Annotated in this window: 2 protein-coding genes (1 of these 2 running past the window's edge); both read right to left on the reverse strand. The window is 73.3% G+C overall.

Features of this window, described 5'->3' with window-relative positions:
• A protein-coding gene (locus JEK78_RS23140) for a type I polyketide synthase (RefSeq protein WP_242483211.1) crosses the window boundary here: on the reverse strand, window positions 1-10,799 show its 5' end (the start). It extends 17,083 nt beyond the left edge of the window; only the first 10,799 of its 27,882 coding nucleotides appear in the window; it begins with the start codon at window positions 10,797-10,799; its stop codon lies off the left edge, out of view.
• Between the two features lie 51 nt (window positions 10,800-10,850).
• Window positions 10,851-18,713: a type I polyketide synthase gene (locus JEK78_RS00485; RefSeq protein WP_200262101.1), complete on the reverse strand. Its 7,863-nt coding sequence runs from the start codon at window positions 18,711-18,713 to the stop codon at window positions 10,851-10,853.
• Window positions 18,714-18,728 lie beyond the last annotated feature (15 nt).

The raw sequence follows: 18,728 nt of genomic DNA on the forward strand, positions 1-18,728 counted from the left end.
TTCACGGAGCCCAGGTAGAGCGGTACGTCACGGTCCTGGCCGTAGGTCGCGAGCAGGGCCTGCGCCTCGATCGGGTCGCCCAGCGGGGTGCCGGTGCCGTGTGCCTCCACGGCGTCCACGTCCGCCGTCGTGAGGCCGGCGGAGGCGAGGGCCTGACGGATGACGCGCTGCTGCGATGGCCCGTTCGGTGCCGTCAGACCATTCGACGCACCGTCCTGGTTGACGGCGGAGCCGCGGACGACGGCGAGGATGCGGTGCCCGTTGCGGAGGGCGTCGGACTGCCGCTCCAGGACCAGCTGGCCGACACCCTCGGCCCAGCCCACGCCGTCGGCGGAGTCGGAGAACGCCTTGGAGCGGCCGTCCGCGGAGATGCCGCGCTGGCGGGAGAACTCGATGAACGTCGACGGCGTCGACATCACCGTCGCACCGCCCGCGAGCGCGAGATCGCACTCGCCGCTGCGCAGCGACTGGATCGCCCAGTGCATCGCGACCAGCGACGACGAGCAAGCGGTGTCGATGGTGACCGCCGGCCCCTCGAAGCCGAACACGTACGACATGCGGCCCGAGGCCACGCTGCCCGCGCTGCCCTGGCCCTGGTGGCCTTCGAGGTCACCGCCGCCGAGGAGGGACTGGTAGTCGTTGTACATCAGGCCGGTGAAGACACCGGTCCGGCTGCCCTTCAGCGCGACCGGGTCGATGCCGGACCGCTCCAGCGCCTCCCACGCCGTCTCCATCAGCAGCCGCTGCTGGGTGTCCGTGGCCAGCGTTTCGCGGGGCGACATGCCGAAGAACTCGGGGTCGAAGAGCGCCGCGTCGTGCAGGAAGCCGCCGGAGCGGGTGTACGAGGTGCCCAGGTGGTCGGGGTCGGGGTGGTAGAGGGCGTCCAGGTCCCAGCCGCGGTTCGCCGGGAAGCCGCTGATCGCGTCGGTGCCGCCCAGCACCAGCTGCCACAGTTCGTCGGGGGTGGTGACGTCACCGGGGTAGCGGCACGCCATGCCGACGATCACGATCGGGTCGTCGTCGGCCGGGGTCGCCGTGGCGACCGGAACGAGCGCGGCCGGTGCGTCGGTGCCGAACAGCTCGCCCTGGATGTGAGAGGCGAGGGCGGCGGCGGTCGGGTAGTCGAAGATCAGCGTGGCCGGCAGCCGCAGCCCGGTGGCCGTGCCGAGACGGTTGCGCAGCTCGACCGCGGTGAGCGAGTCGAAGCCGAGGTCGGCGAACTGCTGCTCGGCGTCGACGGCATGCGCTCCGGCGTGCCCGAGCACCCCGGCGATCTCGCCGCGCACCAGCTCCAGCAGCGCTTCGAGACGCTCGGCGTCCGCCCGCGCCGACAGCCGCGCCACCAGCGACACGGCCGTCTCGGACCCGGCGACCGAACGCTTGGCGCGGGTACGGATCAGACCGCGCAGCAGCGGCCGTACCTCGCCCCGGGCCCGCAGCACCGACAGGTCCAGGAGCGCCGGGACCAGAACGGCCTCGTCGCTCGCCAGTGCCGCGTCGAACAGCGCGACGCCCTCCTCGACGGTGATCGGCGGCAGCCCGGCGCGGCGCATGCGCTCGACGTCCGCCTCGGGCAGCGCGCCCGCCATGCCGCCTTCCCAGGCGCCCCACGCGAGCGACAGCGCGGGCAGGCCGGCCGCCCGGCGGTGCTCGGCGAGGGCGTCGAGGAACGCGTTCGCGGCGGCGTAGTTGCCCTGGCCTGCGCTGCCGATGGTGCCCGCCACCGAGGAGAAGACCACGAACGCCGAGAGGTCCTCGGTGAGTTCGTGCAGGTGCCAGGCGGCGTCGGCCTTCGGCGCGAACACCGTGTCGAGGCGGTCGGGGGTCAGCGACTCGACGACCCCGTCGTCGAGGGTGCCGGCCGCGTGCACGACGGAGCGGACCGGGTGCTCCGCCAGCAGCCCGGCGAGCGCCTCGCGGTCGGCGACGTCGCACGCCACCACCGTGACGTCGGCGTCCAGCCCGTCCACCCACTCCGGCCGGCTGCCGCTGCGGTTGACCAGGACAAGGTCGCGGATGCCGTGATCGTCGACGAGGTGCCGGGCGACGATCCCGCCGAGGCCGCCAGTGCCGCCGGTGATGAGCACCGGCCCTTCCCAGGCGATCTCCCGCTCCCCCGCTGTGGCCCGGGCGAGCCGGGCGGCGCGCACCACGCCGTCACGGATGGACAGTTCGGGTTCGTCGATGCCGAGGGCCCGGGCGACGAGTTCGTCGGAACCGGTGTCGGATTCAACGGTGCTGGTGTCGGTGTCGATGATGCCGAACCGGCCCGGGTGCTCGGTCTGTGCCGACCGCACCAGGCCGCGCACGGCCGCCCCGGCGAGGCACCCGGCACCGGTGACGAAGACGAGCTTGTCGGGCTGCTCCTCGGCGATCCACTGCTGCATCGCTTCAAGCGCCCGCGCGGTCAGCCGACGCACCGACTCGACGACGCCTTCCTCGGCGACGGCGACGACGGGCTCGACGACGACCCCGGTCGCGGGCTCGACGGGCGCATCGACGGGAACCCAGTCGACGCGGAACAGCGCGTCCCGCTCCGGACGCGCGGCCCGCGCCGCCGCCGTGTCCTCCCGTACGACGAGGGCGTCGACGCTCGCGACCGGCGCGCCGGTGGTGTCGGCCAGCGCGATGGCGTACCCGTCGGCGCCCCGGGTCAGTCGCACCCGTACCGACGAGGCGCCGGTGGCGTGCAGCGACACGCCCTCCCACGAGAACGGCAGCCGGGCGCCGCCGTCGACGAGCAGCGCCGCGTGCAGGGCGGCGTCGAGCAGCGCTGGGTGCAGGCCGAAGCCCCACACATCGGCACCCTCCGGCAGCGCGACCTCGGCGTACACGGTGTCGCCCGCGCGCCACACGGCACGCAGGCCCTGGAACAGCGGGCCGTACTCGAAGCCGAGGTCCGCGAACCGCTCGTACGCGCCGTCGACCTCGACGGGCTCGGCGGTCGGCGGCCACACCGTCGCGTCGAAGTCGCTGCCGCCCGTCCCGACAGCCAGCGTGCCCGTCGCGTGCGGCGTCCAGGGCCCGTCGACGTCGTCCTCGGGCCGCGCGTGCACGGTGAACGAACGGCGGCCGTCCACCTCCGCACCGACCCAAGCCTGCGCCTGCACGGACCCGCGCGCGGGCAGCACCAGCGGTGCGGCGAGCGTCAGTTCCTCGACCCGGTCGCAGCCGACCTCGTCACCCGCGCGCAGCGCCAGCTCCACCAAGGCGGCACCCGGCACGAACACCTCGCCGCGCACGGCATGGTCGGCGAGCCACGGGTGCGTACGCAGCGAGAGCCGCGACGTGAAGAGATGCCCGGTTGAGCCGGCGAGCTCCACGGCAGCGCCGAGGAGGGGGTGTTCGACGGATCCGAGACCGGCGGCGGCGACGTCCGTCCTGGGCGTGGGCTCGGGCCAGAAGTACTGGTGCTGGAAGGGGTAGGTGGGGAGGTCTACGCGGCGGCCGCCCTCGTAGAACGGCGTCCAGTCGACCGGCACGCCGGTGACATGCAGCCGGGCCAGAGCGGTGACGAAGGCGGTCGCCTCGTCCAGGTTCTTGCGCTGGGCGGGCACGGCGTCCGCGACGAGCGCGGAGAGGACGCCGTCGGGGCCGATCTCCAGGAACGCCTTCGCACCGAGGGCGGTGACGTGGTCGTGGAAACGGACCGTCTCGCGGACATGGCGCACCCAGTACTCCGGGTCCGTCACATCACCACTGGCCATGAACGGGATCGCCGGGGCGTGGAAGACGAGTTGACCGACGACCGTGCGGAAGTCGTCCAGCATCGGCTCCATCAACGGCGAGTGGAAGGCATGGGAGACCTTCAGCCGCTTGGTCCTGCGATCAGCAAAGCCTTCGGCTATGCGCTCGACCTCGGCTTCATCGCCCGCGATCACCACGGAAGACGGGCCATTGACGGCGGCTATCGACACCAACTCGGTAAGCTGCGCGGCGACTTCCTCTTCGGTCGCCTCGATCGCCACCATCGCGCCGCCCGACGGCAACGCCTGCATCAGCGACGCCCGCGCGGACACGAGCTTCGCCGCGTCCTCCAGGCTCAGGACACCGGCCACATGCGCGGCAGCAATCTCGCCGATCGAGTGACCGGCCACATGAGCGGCCTTCACACCGAACGACTCCGCCAGCCGGTACAGCGCGACCTCGAAGGCGAACAGGGCAGGCTGCGTATGACCGGTCTGGTTCAACGCCTCCTCGTCCTCGCGCCACATCACCCCCCGCAGCGCCGGGTCGAGATGCGCGAGTACCCCATCCAGAGCACGGGCGAACACCGGGAACCGCCCATACAACTCCTGCCCCATACCGAGCCGTTGAGATCCCTGCCCCGAGAACAGCACGGCCACGGGCTTCCCGCCGCCCGCCACACCCCTGGCGATCTCCTCGCCGTCCAGCACCACCGCCCGGTGCTCGAAGAGCGACCGCGTGGTCAGCAAGGAGAACCCGATGTCGGCGGCGTCGCCCTCAACGCCGTGCAGGGCCCCGACCTGCTCGCTCAACGCCTCGTCCGACTTGGCCGAGACGATCCACGGCACCCCGCGCACAGGGCCGACCGCTGGCTCGGGGACGTTCGACGCGGGCGCCTGCTCCAGGATCACGTGCGCGTTCGTCCCACTGACACCGAACGACGAGATACCGGCCCGACGTACCCGATCCACCTCAGGCCATGGCGTGTCGGAGGTCAGCAGCTCCACCGCACCCCCCGACCAGTCGACGTGCGACGACGGCGCGTCCACGTGCAGCGTCCTCGGCAACAACCCGTGGCGCATGGCCATGACCATCTTGATGACACCGGCGACACCGGCGGCGGCCTGGGTGTGTCCGATGTTGGACTTCACGGAGCCCAACAGCAGCGGCCGGTCCGCATCGCGGTCCTGACCGAGCGTGGCGAGCAGCGCCTGCGCCTCGATCGGGTCGCCCAGCGTGGTGCCGGTGCCGTGGGCCTCGACGGCGTCGACGTCCGCGGTGGACAGACCGGCGCTCGCGAGAGCCTGCCGGATGACGCGCTGCTGCGACGGACCGTTCGGCGCCGTGAGCCCGTTGGACGCACCGTCCTGGTTGACCGCCGAGCCCTTGACGACGGCCAGGATCCGGTGACCGTTGCGGATGGCGTCCGACTGCCGTTCCAGTACGACGATGCCAGCGCCCTCGGCCCAGCCCACACCGTCGGCCGAGTCGGCGAAGGACTTGCAGCGGCCGTCGGCGGAAAGGCCGCGCTGGCGGGAGAACTCGATGAAGGTCGACGGCGTCGACATCACCGTCACGCCGCCGGCGAGCGCCAGCGTGCACTCGCCGCTCCGCAGCGCCTGCGCGGCCAGGTGCAGTGCCACCAGGGAGGACGAGCAGGCGGTGTCGACGGTGACGGCCGGGCCCTCGAAGCCGAAGGTGTAGGACACGCGGCCGGAGGCGAAGGTGCCCGCGCTGCCCATGCTCTGGTAGCCCTCGAACTCCGAGCCGCTGATCAGCACCGAGTAGTCGGTGTACATGACGCCCGCGAACACGCCGGTGCGGCTGCCGTGCAGGGTCAGCGGGTCGATGCCCGTGCGCTCCAGTGCCTCCCAGGAGGTCTCCAACAGCAGGCGCTGCTGCGAGTCGGTCGAGAGTGCCTCGCGCGGGGACATCCCGAAGAACGCCGGGTCGAACTCGCCCGCGTCGTGCAGGAAGCCACCGGACCTTGTGTACGAGGTGCCGGTGTGGTCGGGGTCGGGGTGGTAGAGCGCGTCCACGTCCCAGCCGCGGTTGGTCGGGAAGCCGCTGACCGCGTCGACGCCGTCGGAGACGAGGTGCCACAGGTCCTCGGGGGAGGCGACGCCGCCGGGGTAGCGGCAGGCCATGCCGACGATGACGATCGGGTCGTGGGACAGGGCCGCCGTGGACGCGGTGGCCACGGCGGGCAGGTCCGGCGTCGGCGCGTCGGTGCCGAGCAGTTCGTCCAGGAGGTGGTCCGCCAGCGCGCCGGCGTTCGGGTAGTCGAAGATCAGGGTGCTGGACAGGCGCAGGCCGGTCGCGGCGGTGAGCTGGTTGCGCAGTTCGACAGCGGTCAGCGAGTCGAAACCGAGGCTCTGGAAGGCCCGGCCGGGGTCGATCTCGTCGGTGCCGACATGGCCGAGCACGGCCGCGACCTGGCCGCGCACCAGATCCAGCGCGGCCTCGCGCCGTCCCTCGGCCGGCAGTTCGGCCAGCCGCTGCGCGAGGGACACGGCGGTGTCCGAACCGGCGACCGCGCGCCGGGCCCGGACCCGGATCAGGCCGCGCAGGATCGGCGCGACCTCGCCGCGTCCGCGCAGCACCGGCAGATCGAGGCGCACCGGCACCACGGCCGCCGTACCGGTTGTCAGGGCGGCGTCGAACAGTTCGACGCCCTGCTCCGCGGTGATGCCGGGGATGCCGGTACGGGCCATGCGGTCGGCGTCGGCGCCGGACAGCATGCCGGCCAGCCACGGGCCCCACGCCAGCGAGGTCGCGGGCAGCCCGGCGGCCCTGCGATGTTCGGCGAGGGCGTCCAGCAAGGTGTTGGCGGCCGCGTAGTTGCCCTGTCCTGGGGTGCCGAGGGTGCCGGCGACGGAGGAGAAGACGACGAAGGCGGACAGGTCGGCGGTGAGTTCGTGCAGGTGCCAGGCCGCGTCCACCTTGGGCGCGAGCACCGTGTCGACACGTTCGCCGGTCAGCGACTCAACGACACCGTCGTCCAGCACTCCCGCCGTGTGCACGACGGCCCGCACCTCGTGCCGTGCCAGCAGCGCGGCGACGGCGTCCCGGTCGGCGACGTCGCACGCCTCGACTGCGACCCGCGCGCCAAGCGCCTCCAGCTCGGCGGTGTCCGCCTCCCCCCGGCGGCTGACCAGCAGCAGGTCACGCACGCCGTGCGCGGTGACGAGGTGGCGGGCGACGAGCATGCCGAGCCCGCCTGTGCCGCCGGTGATCAGCACCTGGCCGTCCCACTCGGGTCGGGTGCCCGCCGGGGTGTCGGCCCGGAGGAGGCGAGTGAGGCGCGGAGCGGCCACCTCGCCACCCCGGATGCGTAGTTGAGGCTCATCGAGGCTCATGGCCCGGGCGACGAGTTCAACCGAATCCGACTCGGTGCCGGAGTCGGAGTCGATGATGCCGAACCGGTCGGGGTGCTCGGTCTGCGCCGACCGCACCAGACCCCAGGCGGTGGACGCGGCCAGGTCACCGGCACGGGTGACGAACACCAGACGCTCGGGGCGCTCGTCGGCAAGCCACTCCTGGATCTTCGCCAGGACCCGCTTGGTGATCTCGTGCGCCGAGTCGACGACGTCGTCCGACGGCGCCGCGAGGTATTCGAGTACGACGTCGGCGGCGCCCTCAGCGGGCAGCTCGACCGGCGTCCAGTCGACGTGGAACAGCGCCTCGCGCGCGATCGAGGTGCCGAGGTCGCCGCTGGGCAGCGGGCGGGTGACCAGGGAGTCGACCGAGGCGACCGGGGCTCCGGTGCCGTCGGCGAGGGCCACGCAGACCGACTCGTCGCCGGTCCGGATCCGTACCCGCAGCGCGGTCGCGCCGGTGGCGTGCAGGGACACGCCCTGCCACGCGAAGGGCAGACCGCCGCCGGCCGCGCTCAACTCGGCGGCGTGCAGCGCCGAATCCAGCAGCGCCGGGTGCAGTCCGTATACCGCCGCGTCGGCGTCCGTACCGGGGCCGGTGCCTTCCAGCAGCGCAACCTCCGCGTACACGCAATCGCCGAGCCGCCATGCCGCTCGTACGCCCTTGAAGGCGGGGCCGTAGGTGAAACCGGCGTCGGCGAAGCTCTCGTAGAGCCCGTCCACGGGGACCGCTTCGGCCCCGGGCGGCGGCCACGCGGTCGCGTCGAAGTCGTCGTGGACGGTGCCCGCCGCGAGGAACCCGGTGGCGTGCTCCAGCCAGGGGGTGTCGGCGTCGAGCCGCGAGTACACCGTGACCGGGCGGCGCCCGGTGCCGTCCGGCGCCCCGACCGCGACCTGTACCTGGATCGACCCGCGCTCCGGCAGCACCAGCGGCACCGACAGGGTCAGCTCGTCCAGCCGGTCCAGGCCCACCTCGTCGCCGGCCCGCAGCGCCAGCTCGACGAAGGCGGTACCGGGGAACAGCACCCGGCCCGCCACGACATGGTCCGCGAGCCACGGGTGCGTGCTCACCGACAGCCGCGAGGTGAACAGGGCACCGTCACCGCCCGCGACCTCGACCGCCGCGCCGAGCAGCGGGTGTTCGACGGCGGTCAGGCCCAGCCCGGAGGCGTCGACCGCGCGACCGGAGGCAGAGGGCCAGTAGCGCCGACGCTGGAAGGGGTAGGTGGGGAGGTCCACACGGCGGCCGCCCTCATAGAACGGCGTCCAGTCGACCGGGATTCCCGTGACGTACAGCCGGGCCAGAGCGGTGACGAAGGCAGTCGCCTCGTCCAGGTTCTTGCGCTGGGCGGGCACGGCGTCCTCGACAAGCGCGGAGAGGACGCCGTCGGGGCCGATCTCCAGGAACGCCTTCGCACCGAGGGCGGTGACGTGGTCGTGGAAACGGACCGTCTCGCGGACATGGCGCACCCAGTACTCCGGGTCCGTCACATCACCACTGGCGGTGAACGGGATCGTCGGCGTGTGGAAGCGGAGTTGACCGACGACCGTGCGGAAGTCGTCCAGCATCGGCTCCATCAACGGCGAGTGGAAGGCATGGGAGACCTTCAGCCGCTTGGTCCTGCGGTCACCGAAGTGTCCGGCGATTCGCTCGACTTCAGCCTCGTCACCCGCGATCACCACCGAGGACGGCCCGTTGACGGCAGCGACGGACGCCAACTCGCTGATATGTTGGGCGACTTCCTCTTCCGTCGCCTCGATCGCCACCATCGCGCCCCCGGGCGGCAACGCCTGCATCAGCGACGCCCGAGCCGACACCAGCTTCGCCGCGTCCTCCAGGCTGAGGACACCCGCCACATGCGCGGCCGCGATCTCACCGATCGAATGACCGGCCACATGAGCGGCCTTCACACCGAACGACTCCGCCAGCCGGTACAGCGCGACCTCGAAGGCGAACAACGCCGGCTGCGTGTAACCGGTCCGGTTCAGCAGCTCCTCGTCCTCGCCCCACATCACCCCGCGCAGCGCCGGGTCCAGATGAGCCAGCACGTCATCCAGCGCCCACGCGAACACCGGGAACCGCTCGTACAACTCCCGGCCCATGCCCAGCCGTTGCGACCCCTGCCCGGAGAACAGCACCGCAAGCTGCCGCTCCCCCGCCACACCCCTGGCGATCTCCACGCCATCGAGCACCACAGCCCGGTGCTCGAACAACGACCGCGAGGTCAGCAGGGAGAACCCGATGTCGGCGGCATCGCCCTCGGCACCCCGCACCGCCTCGACCTGCTCGCCCAACGCCCCCTCGGACTTGGCCGAGACAACCCACGGCACCCCGCGCACAGGACCCGCCTCGCGCTCGGGCGCTTCCTCCGCGGGCGCCGCCTCCAGGATCACGTGCGCGTTCGTCCCACTGACACCGAACGACGAGATACCGGCTCGACGGGGGCGCCCCAACTCCGGCCAGGCCGTGGCGGACGTCAGCAGCTCCACCGCACCCGCCGACCAGTCGACGTGCGACGACGGCGCGTCCACGTGCAGCGTCCTCGGCAACAACCCGTGCTGCATGGCGTACACGACCTTGATCACGCTCGCGACGCCGGCGGCGGCCTGGGTGTGGCCGATGTTGGACTTGACCGAGCCAATCAGCAGCGGGCGGTCGGCGTCGCGGTCCTGGCCGTAGGTGGCCATGAGGGCGTGGGCCTCGATCGGGTCGCCCAGAGCGGTGCCGGTGCCATGTGCCTCGACCGCGTCCACCTCGGCGGCGGACAGGCCGGCCGAGGCGAGCGCCTGCCGGATCACCCGCTCCTGCGACGGACCGTTGGGCGCTGTCAGGCCATTGGACGCACCGTCCTGGTTGACCGCCGAACCCCGCACCACCGCCAGCACCCGGTGCCCGTTGCGCACCGCGTCCGAGAGGCGTTCCAGTACGAGGACGCCGGCGCCCTCGGACCAGCCGGTGCCGTCGGCGGCGTCGGAGAAGGCCTTGCAGCGGCCGTCGGCGGCGAGTCCGCGCTGCAGGGTGAACTCGACGAAGGCGTGCGGCGTGGCCATGACCGTGACGCCGCCGGCCAGGGCGAGGGAGCATTCGCCGCCGCGCAGCGCCTGGGCGGCGAGGTGCAGGGCGACCGAGGACGACGAGCAGGCGGTGTCGACGCTGACGGCGGGGCCCTGGAAGCCGAAGGTGTAGGACATGCGGCCGGAGAGGACGGATGCGATGAGGCCGGTGGAGGCGTGCCCGTCGCCGTCCACTGACACCAGGTCGGCGTAGTCCTGGCCGTTGGTGCCGACGAACACGCCGGTCTGGCTGCCGCGCAGCGCGGCCGGGTCGAGGCCGGCCCGCTCCAGTGCCTCCCAGGCCACCTCCAGCATGAGGCGCTGCTGCGGGTCCATGCCCAGCGCCTCACGCGGGGAGATGCCGAAGAAGTCGGCGTCGAAGTCGGCCGCCGTGTCGAGGAAGCCGCCCTCGGTGGCGAGGGAGGCGCCGGAGCGCAACGTCTCCAAGTCCCAGTCTCGGTCGGTGGGGAACGGGGAGAGGACGTCGCGTTCCCCGGCCACCACGCGCCACAGGTCCTCGGGGGTGCTGACACCGCCGGGGAAGCGGCACGCCATGCCGACGATCGCGATGGGCTCGGTGCGGTCGCGTTCCAGTTCGAGGACGCGTTCGCGAGCCCGGCGCAGCTCGACGGTGACTCGCCTCAGGTAGTCGGCAACCTTGTCCTGCTGCTCTTCCTGCACTGGTCCGTCCTCATTTCACGCGGGCACAACAAGTCATGCGGGCACAGCAAGTCACGAAGGGTCGAGCAACTCGTCGTCGATGATCGACAGGAGGTCCTCGACGGAAGCGCTGTTGATGTCGTCCTCGGAGGAACGCGGCGCGGCCGGCGTGCGCAGGCTCGCGAGGAGCTTCTCCAGGCGTTCCCGGACGGCGTCCTGGTCGGCGGCCGGCGCGGAGGGCAACGCCGCTTCCAGCCGGGTGAGTTCGGTCAGTGCCGAGCCGGTGGGTGCGGCGAGCCGGGACAGCAGGTGTTCGGCCACGGCGCGCGGCGTCGGATGGTCGAAGACCAGCCCGGACGGGACCGGCAGGCCGGTGGCGGCCCTGATCCGGTCGCGCATCTCGACGGCGGTCAGCGAGTCGAAGCCCTGGTCGCGGAATGCCTTGTCGACGCTGATCGAGTCGACGCCGGGGTGTCCGAGGACGGCGGCGGCCTGGGTGCGCACCAGGTCGAGCACGGTGGCGGTCCGTTCGTCCTCGGGCAGGGCGGAGAGCCGGTCGGCGAGGGCGCGGGCCTCACCGGCCTGGTCCTCGTCCATGTCCGTGAGGGACCGGGTGAACTCCGGGATCTCCATCAGGAGGGGCGCGGGGCGGGCGGCGGTGAAGCCGGGGGCGAAGCGCCGCCAGTCCGTGTGGGTGACGGTCAGGACGGTCTCGCCGTCCGCGACCGCCTCGCTCAGCGCGGTCAGGGCGAGCCGCGGCTCCATCGGCAGCATGCCGTGCCGGCGCAGCTGTTCGGCCGTCTCGGGGTCGGCGGCCATGCCGGCGCCGTCCCAGGTGCCCCACTGCAGGGAGGTCGCGGCGTGTCCCTGGGCCCGGCGCAGTTGGGCGAGGCCGTCGAGGTAGGCGTTGGCGGCGGCGTAGGCGGGCTGCCCGCCGCTGCCCCAGGCTGCCGCGCCCGAGGAGAACAGGACGAACGCGTCGAGGTCTGACGTGAGTTCGTGCAGGTGGCGGGCCGCGGTGAGCTTGGCGGCCAGTACGGTGTGCAGCCGCTCGGGGGTGAGGGAGGCGACGGGCCCGTCGCCGGTGTCGATGCCGGCCGCGTGCACGACCGCGGTGAGGCCGGGGATGCCGGCCAGCAGTTCGCGTACGGCTTCGCGGTCGGCGACGTCGCAGGCCCGTACGGTCACCTCGGCGCCGTACTCCGTCAAGCGGGCCACGAGCTCGTCGACGCCGGGTGCCTGCGGGCCCCGGCGGCTGGCGAGGACGAGGTGCTCGGCGCCCCGGGCCGCCAGCGCCTCGGCGACCGCGCCGCCGAGGGCGCCGGTGCCGCCGGTGATCAGGACCGAGCCCGAGGGTGTCCACCCTCCGGTGCGGCCCGCGCGGGGTGCGGGTATCAGGCGGCGGCCGAAGACGGTGTCGCCACGCACGGCCAGCTGGTCCTCGCCGCGCGGGTTGCCCAGGGCGACGCGCAGCACTCGCGCGTCGACGGTTTCGGGCAGGTCGACGAGTCCGCCCCAGCGGTGCGGGTGCTCCAGTGCGACGACCCGGCCGAGGCCCCAGAGCGCCGTCTGCGCGGGATCGGTCACAGGGTCGCCGTCGCCGGTCGACACCGCGCCCCGGGTGACGGCCCACAGGGGCGCGGACACGTCGGCGTCGCCGAGGGCCTGGACGAGTGCGAGGGTGGCGGAGAGGGCGTAGGGGGTGTCGTCGCCCGACGTCCGCGGGCCGGTGCCCAGCAGCGACACGACGCCCGTGCCGGGGAAGCCGCGCAGCCGCTCCGCGAGCGCCGTGCGGTCCGGCGCGCCGACCTCCAGGACCGTGGCGCCCAGGGCGTCCACGACCGCCGAGGTCCAGGCGTCCCGCTCCCCCGCCGGTACGACGACGAGCCACGCGCCGGGCACGTCACCGGGCGGCAGGGACAACCGGGTCCAGGACTCTCGGTAGCGCCGGCCGTCCAGAGCGGAACGGCCCTGTCTGCGGGAGCGCCAGGACGCCAGCGCGGGAGCCACGGCGGCGGCGGTGTCGGGGGCGAGGTCGACCTCGGCGGCCAGGTCGCCGCCGTCGACGAGGTCCCAGAACTCCGCGTCGACCGGGTCGGCGGGGCGGGGGGCGGGCTCGGGCCAGTAGCGCTGCCGCTGGAAGGGGTACGTGGGCAGGTCGACGCGGTGTGCGCCGGTGCCGGCGAAGAGGGGCGCCCAGTCGACGTGCGTACCGGCGGCGTAGAGCCGGGCCAGCGCGGTCACCGCGGCGGCCTCCTCCGGGCGGTCCTTGCGTAGTAGCGCGACCACTGGTACGTCGTCGGCCGGGGACGTACCGGAGGAGGTGGCGTCGAGCGCGTCCGGCACCAGCGCGGAGAGCACCCCGTCGGGGCCCAGTTCCAGGAAAGCCGTCGCGCCCTGGTCGCCCAGGGTCCGTACGCCGTCGTGCAAGCGGACCGTCTCGCGGACATGGCGGACCCAGTAGTCCGGCGAGGTCAGCTCGCCGGGCGCGGCGAGCCGGCCGGTGAGGTTCGACACCACGGGAATGCGTGGCTCGGCGGCCGGTACGTCGGCGACGGCGGCCCTGAAGTCCTCCAGCATCGGGTTCATCAAGGGCGAGTGAAACGCATGGCTGACCAGGAGACGCCTAGTCTTGCGGTCGGGGAACCGCTCGACGAACGTGCGCACTTCGGCCTCGTCGCCCGCGACGACCAGCGAGCGGGGGCCGTTGACGGCGGCGATCGACACCAGGTCCGTCAGGTGCGGCAGCACCTCGTCCTCGGTGGCCTCGACGGCGACCATCGCGCCGCCGGCCGGCAGTTCCTGCATCAGCCGGGCCCGCGCGGACACCAGGCGGCAGGCGTCGGCCAGCGTGAACACGCCTGCGACGTGGGCGGCGGCGATCTCGCCGATGGAGTGCCCGGCGACGAAGGAGGGGGTCACCCCGAGGGACTCGACGAGGCGGTACAGCGCGACCTCGACGGCGAACAGGGCGGGCTGGGTGTGCCGGGTGTCGTTCAGTGCGTCGGCGTCGTGGCCCCACATCACCTCGCGCAGCCCGGGGTCCAGTTCGGCGAGGACGGCGTCGAAGGCGACCGCGAACACCGGGAACCGTACGTACAACTCCCGTCCCATGCCCAGCCGTTGCGAGCCCTGCCCGGAGAAGAGGAGCGCGAGCTGCCGGTCCTGGGCCGTGCCGCGCGCGATCTCGGTGCCGTCGGCGAGCACCGCCCGGTGCTCCAGCGCGGTCCGGGTCGTCGCCAGCGACAGCGCCACGTCCAGTGGGGCAGCCTCCAGCGCCGCCAGGCGGTCGAGCTGGGTGTCGAGGGCCGGGGCGGTCTTGGCCGACACCACCCAGGGCACGACGGAAGGCGCAACCGAGGGCGCGTCCGCCGGACCGTCCGGCTCGGCCTCGGGCGCGGGGGCCTCCTCGAGGATCATGTGCGCGTTGGTGCCGCTGACGCCGAAGCCGGAGACGCCGGCCCGACGGGGGCGGCCGGGGTCGGTCCACTCCTTGGGGGTGGTGAGGAGTTCGACGCCGCCCGTGCTCCAGTCGATGTGGGTGGAGGGCGCGGTGACGTGCAGGGTCCTGGGCAGGACGCGGTGGCGCAGGGCCATCACCGTCTTGATGACCGAGGCGACGCCGGCCGCGGCCTGAGTGTGGCCGATGTTGGACTTGACCGAGCCGAGCCACAGCGGCCGGTCGGCGGGCCGGTCCTGGCCGTAGGCGGCGATGAGGGCCTGGGCCTCGATGGGGTCGCCGAGGGTGGTCCCGGTGCCGTGGGCCTCGACGGCGTCGATGTCAGAGGGAGCGAGTCCGGCGGCGGCGAGCGCCTGGCCGATGACCCGTCGCTGGGAGGGCCCGTTGGGTGCGGTCAGGCCGTTGGAGGCGCCGTCCTGGTTGACGGCGCTGCCGCGCAGCACGGCCAGCACACGGTGCCCGTTGCGGCGCGCGTCGGACAGGCGTTCCAGTACGACGAGGCCGGCGCCCTCGGACCAGCCGGTGCCGTCGGCGCTGTCGCTGAACGCCTTGCAGCGCCCATCGGCGGAGAGGCCGCCCTGCCGGGAGAACTCGACGAACGTGGCCGGCGTCGACATGACGGTGACGCCGCCGGCCAGCGCGAGGGAGCACTCGCCCTGGCGCAGTGAGCGTGCCGCCCAGTGCATGGCCACCAGGGAGGAGGAGCAGGCGGTGTCGACGGTCACGGCGGGGCCCTGCAGGCCGAGGGTGTAGGCGATGCGGCCGGAGACGACGCTGCCTGCGGTGCCGGTGGTCCAGTACCCCTCGGTGCCCTCGGGCGCGGCGGTCAGGCCGGTGCCGTAGTCGTGGTACATGACGCCGGTGAACACGCCGCCGTCGGTGCCGCGCAGCGTCGCCGGGTCGATGCCGACGCGTTCCAGGGCCTCCCAGGACACCTCCAGAAGCAGCCGCTGCTGGGGGTCCATGGCCAGGGCCTCGCGCGGGGAGATGCCGAAGAAGCCGGCGTCGAAGTCGGCGGCGTCGTGGAGGAATCCGCCGTGGCGGGTGTGGCTGGCGCCGGCGGCGAGGGCGTCCAGGTCCCAGTCACGGTCGGTGGGGAACGCGGACACGACGTCCGTGCCGGTGTCGACGATCCGCCACAGGTCCTCGGGGGAGGTGATGCCGCCGGGGAAGCGGCAGGCCATGCCGACGATCGCGATCGGTTCGTCCAGCGGTACGGGTGCGGCGTCGGTGGGCGCCGTGGCGGGGCGTCCGCCGAGAAGTTCGGCCCTGAGGTGGTGGGCGAGCGCGGTGGGCGTCGGGTGGTCGAAGGCGACCGGTACGGCCAGGTGCAGGCCGGTGGCGGTGGTGAGCCGGTTGCGGAGGTCCACGGCGTGGGCGGAGGTGAGGCCGAGTTCGCGGAACGTCCTGCGCGGGGCGACGCGTTCGGTGCCGGCCAGGGCGAGCACGGCGGCGACCTCGGTGCGTACGAGGTCGAGCAGGAAGGTGTCGCGCTCCTCCGGTGTCCGGGCCGTGAGGTGCTGCCGCAGTTCGGTCAGCCGGTGGTCGTCCGGTGCCGTCAGGGGTGCGGAGACGTCGATCAGTCCGCGCAGCAGCGGGGGCACTTCGGCCTGTGCGGTGCGCTCGCGCAGGGCGGCGCTGTCGATGCGCATGATCACGGCCTGGGTCATCCCGGCCCCGGTGGCGATGTCGAACATCGCCGTGAACTCCTGGTGGGGCAGGTCACGCACCTGGCCGGTGGTGGTGGGCGCGTCCGGGGAACCGGCGGCGAGGAACAGGGCGGGCAGGCCGCGGTCGCGGCGGTAGCAGGCCAGCGCGTCGAGGAAGGCGTTGGCCGCCGCGCGCTCCTGCGAGCCGGGCAGGCCGAGGGCGCCGGCGACGGTGGACAGCATCACGAACGTGCGTACGTCGCCGTCCTTGGTGAGCTGGTGCAGGTTGACCGCGCCGGAGACGGCCATGCGGAACGCGTCGCGTTCGTCGGGCCCGGTGGCGCCGGGTGCGTCCGCGTACTCGCCGTCGCAGTGGACGACCGCGCCGACGGGCCGCTTCAGTCGGCCCAGCGCTTCGGCGAGGGCCTTGCGGTCGGTCACGTCGCAGGCGGCGACGGCCACCCGGGCGCCCAGTGCGGTGAGTTCGCCCTCCAGCCGGGCGGTGGCGTCGTCGCCCCGGCCGCGGGGGCCGATCAGCAGCAGGTGCCGGGCGCCGTAGGCGGCGACGAGGTGCCGGGCCAGGGCGGCGCCCAGTGGGCCGGCCGCGCCGGTGACGACGACGGTGCGCTGGGGGTCGACTCCTCGCGCGAGGCCGGAGTTGACGGTGGCCGACACCCGCTTCAGACGCGGTGCCAGCACGCTTGCGGAACGCACCGCGAGCTGCGGCTCGTCGGTGGCGACCGCGGACGGCAGCACGCCGGGCGAGGTGTCGTCGGCGTCGATGTCGACGAGGGTGAACCGGTGCGGGTGGGCCACCTGCAGTGAGCGCAGCAGCCCCCACACCGGGGCGTGCAGGAGGTCACGCACGCCTTCCTCGCCGGCGGCGACCGCGTTGCGGGTGAGCACGACCAGGCGGCAGAGGGCGAGGCGGTCGTCGCCGGCCCAGGTCTGGAGGACGTCGCGCACCTCGTCGGTGGCCGTGTGTGCGGCACGGGCGAGCCGGCCGCCGGGGTCCAGGTCGTCGGGGAGGCACAGCACGGCCACGTCCGGCGCGGGTTCGCCGTCCGCCAGGGCGGTGTGCAGGGCGGCGGCATCGGTGTGCGGGGTGACCTGGAGTCCGGTGGCGGTGAGGGCGGCGGTGAGGCCGAAGCGGTCCGGTCCCACGACGGCCCAGCGTGCGGCGGCCCGGAATCCGGCGGTGCGCAGCGAGGGCAGTGGCGCCCAGTCCATGCGCAGCAGTGCCTCGTGCTGGCCGCCGCTCGCCGCGCGCAGCCGTGCGGGGCGCTCGCGCAGGACGTGCCGGGTGATCTTGCCGGAGCTGGTGCGCGGGATGTGGTCGATCTCGTAGACGGCCTCGGGCACCTTGAAGCCGGACAGCTGTGCGCGGCAGGCGTCGTAGAGCTGCTCCGGGTCGAAGCCGTCCTTGGCGGGGACGACGAAGGCGATGGGCACCTCTCCTAGCACGTCGTGCGGGGTGCCGACGACGGCGGCGTCGAAGACGCCGGGCACCTTCAGCAGGACCTGCTCCACCTCGCCGGGGTGGATGTTCTCGCTGCCGCGGATGATGAGTTCCTTCACCCGGCCGGTGATGGTGAGGTAGCCGAACGCGTCGCGGCGCGCGAGGTCGCCGGTGCGGTACCAGCCGCCCGGCATCGCCTGTGCGGTGGCCTCGGGCTGCTTGTGGTAGCCGAGCATGAGGTTGGGGCCGCGCACCCAGACCTCCCCCTCGGCGCCCTGCGCGACGTCCTCGGCGGTGTCGGGGTCGACCAGACGCACCGTCACCCCGGGCACGGGCAGTCCGCAGGAGCCGGGGACGCGGGTGCCGTGCGGCCAGTTGACGGTGATGAGGCCGCAGGTCTCGGTGCTGCCGTAGCCGTCGAGGAGGGGGATGCCGAAGACCGTCTCGAACTCGGCGCGCAGCGTGGTAGGGCAGTTGGAGCCGGCGGTGAGGCAGCGGGTGAGGGTGGTCGAGCCGGGGGGCGCGGGGCGTGAGCGGGCCGCCTCCAGGAGGTGGTGGTACATGGTCGGGACGCCGGCCATGAAGGTGTAGGTGTCCTCGTCGAGGGCGCGCAGCACCTCGTCGGCGGAGAAGCCGTCGAGGAGGCGCGCGGTGGCGCCGGTCGCGGTCACGCCGATCACGCACAGCACGTGGGCCAGGGAGTGGTGCAGCGGCAACGGCCACAGCACCGTGTCGTCCTCCGAGAGGCCGACGACGGGTGCGTAGCAGGCGGCGACCGACCACAGGCAGGAGCGCTGGGTCGACAGCACACCCTTGGGCTTGCCGGTGGTGCCGGAGGTATAGAGCATGAACGCGGCCTCGTCCAGGCCCTGGTCGTCGCGCGCGGGCTGCGCCGGGTCGCGGCCGACGAGGTCGTCGTACGACACCAACGCGCCGCTGCCCGGGAGGGCTTCGGGGGCATCGCCGGTGACGACGACCCTGAGGTAGGGGCGGCCGGGCAGCAGGGTGCGTACCTGTTCCAGGTGGGCAGGGTCGGTGATGACCACGCGGGCGCCGCTGTCGTCGGCGGCGTAGGCGAGTTCGGCGTCGGCGCAGTGCGGGTTGAACGGCACCGCGACGCCGCCGGCACGGGTGACGGCGAGGTAGCTCTCGACGATCTCGACGCCGTTGCCGAGGTGGATCAGCGCGCGGTCGCCGGGTTGCAGGCCCAGGTCGGCCAGATGTCCGCCGAGGCGCCGGGTGCGCCGCTCCAGCTCCGCGTACGTCACGGTCCGCCGGTGGTCCTGGAAGGCGACCTTGCCGGGGATGCGCTCGGCGTGATCGCGGAGCAGGTCGGACAGGGGCTGGATCAGTTCGGTGCGAAACATTCCGACGACGCTCCC

Source organism: Streptomyces sp. HSG2, from assembly GCF_016598575.1.
Lineage (GTDB): Bacteria > Actinomycetota > Actinomycetes > Streptomycetales > Streptomycetaceae > Streptomyces.

Coding starts and splice junctions, on each gene's coding strand:
- JEK78_RS00485 (WP_200262101.1), bottom strand. CDS start 18,713: ATGTTTCGCACCGAACTGATCCAGCCCCTGTCCGACCTGCTCCGCGAT.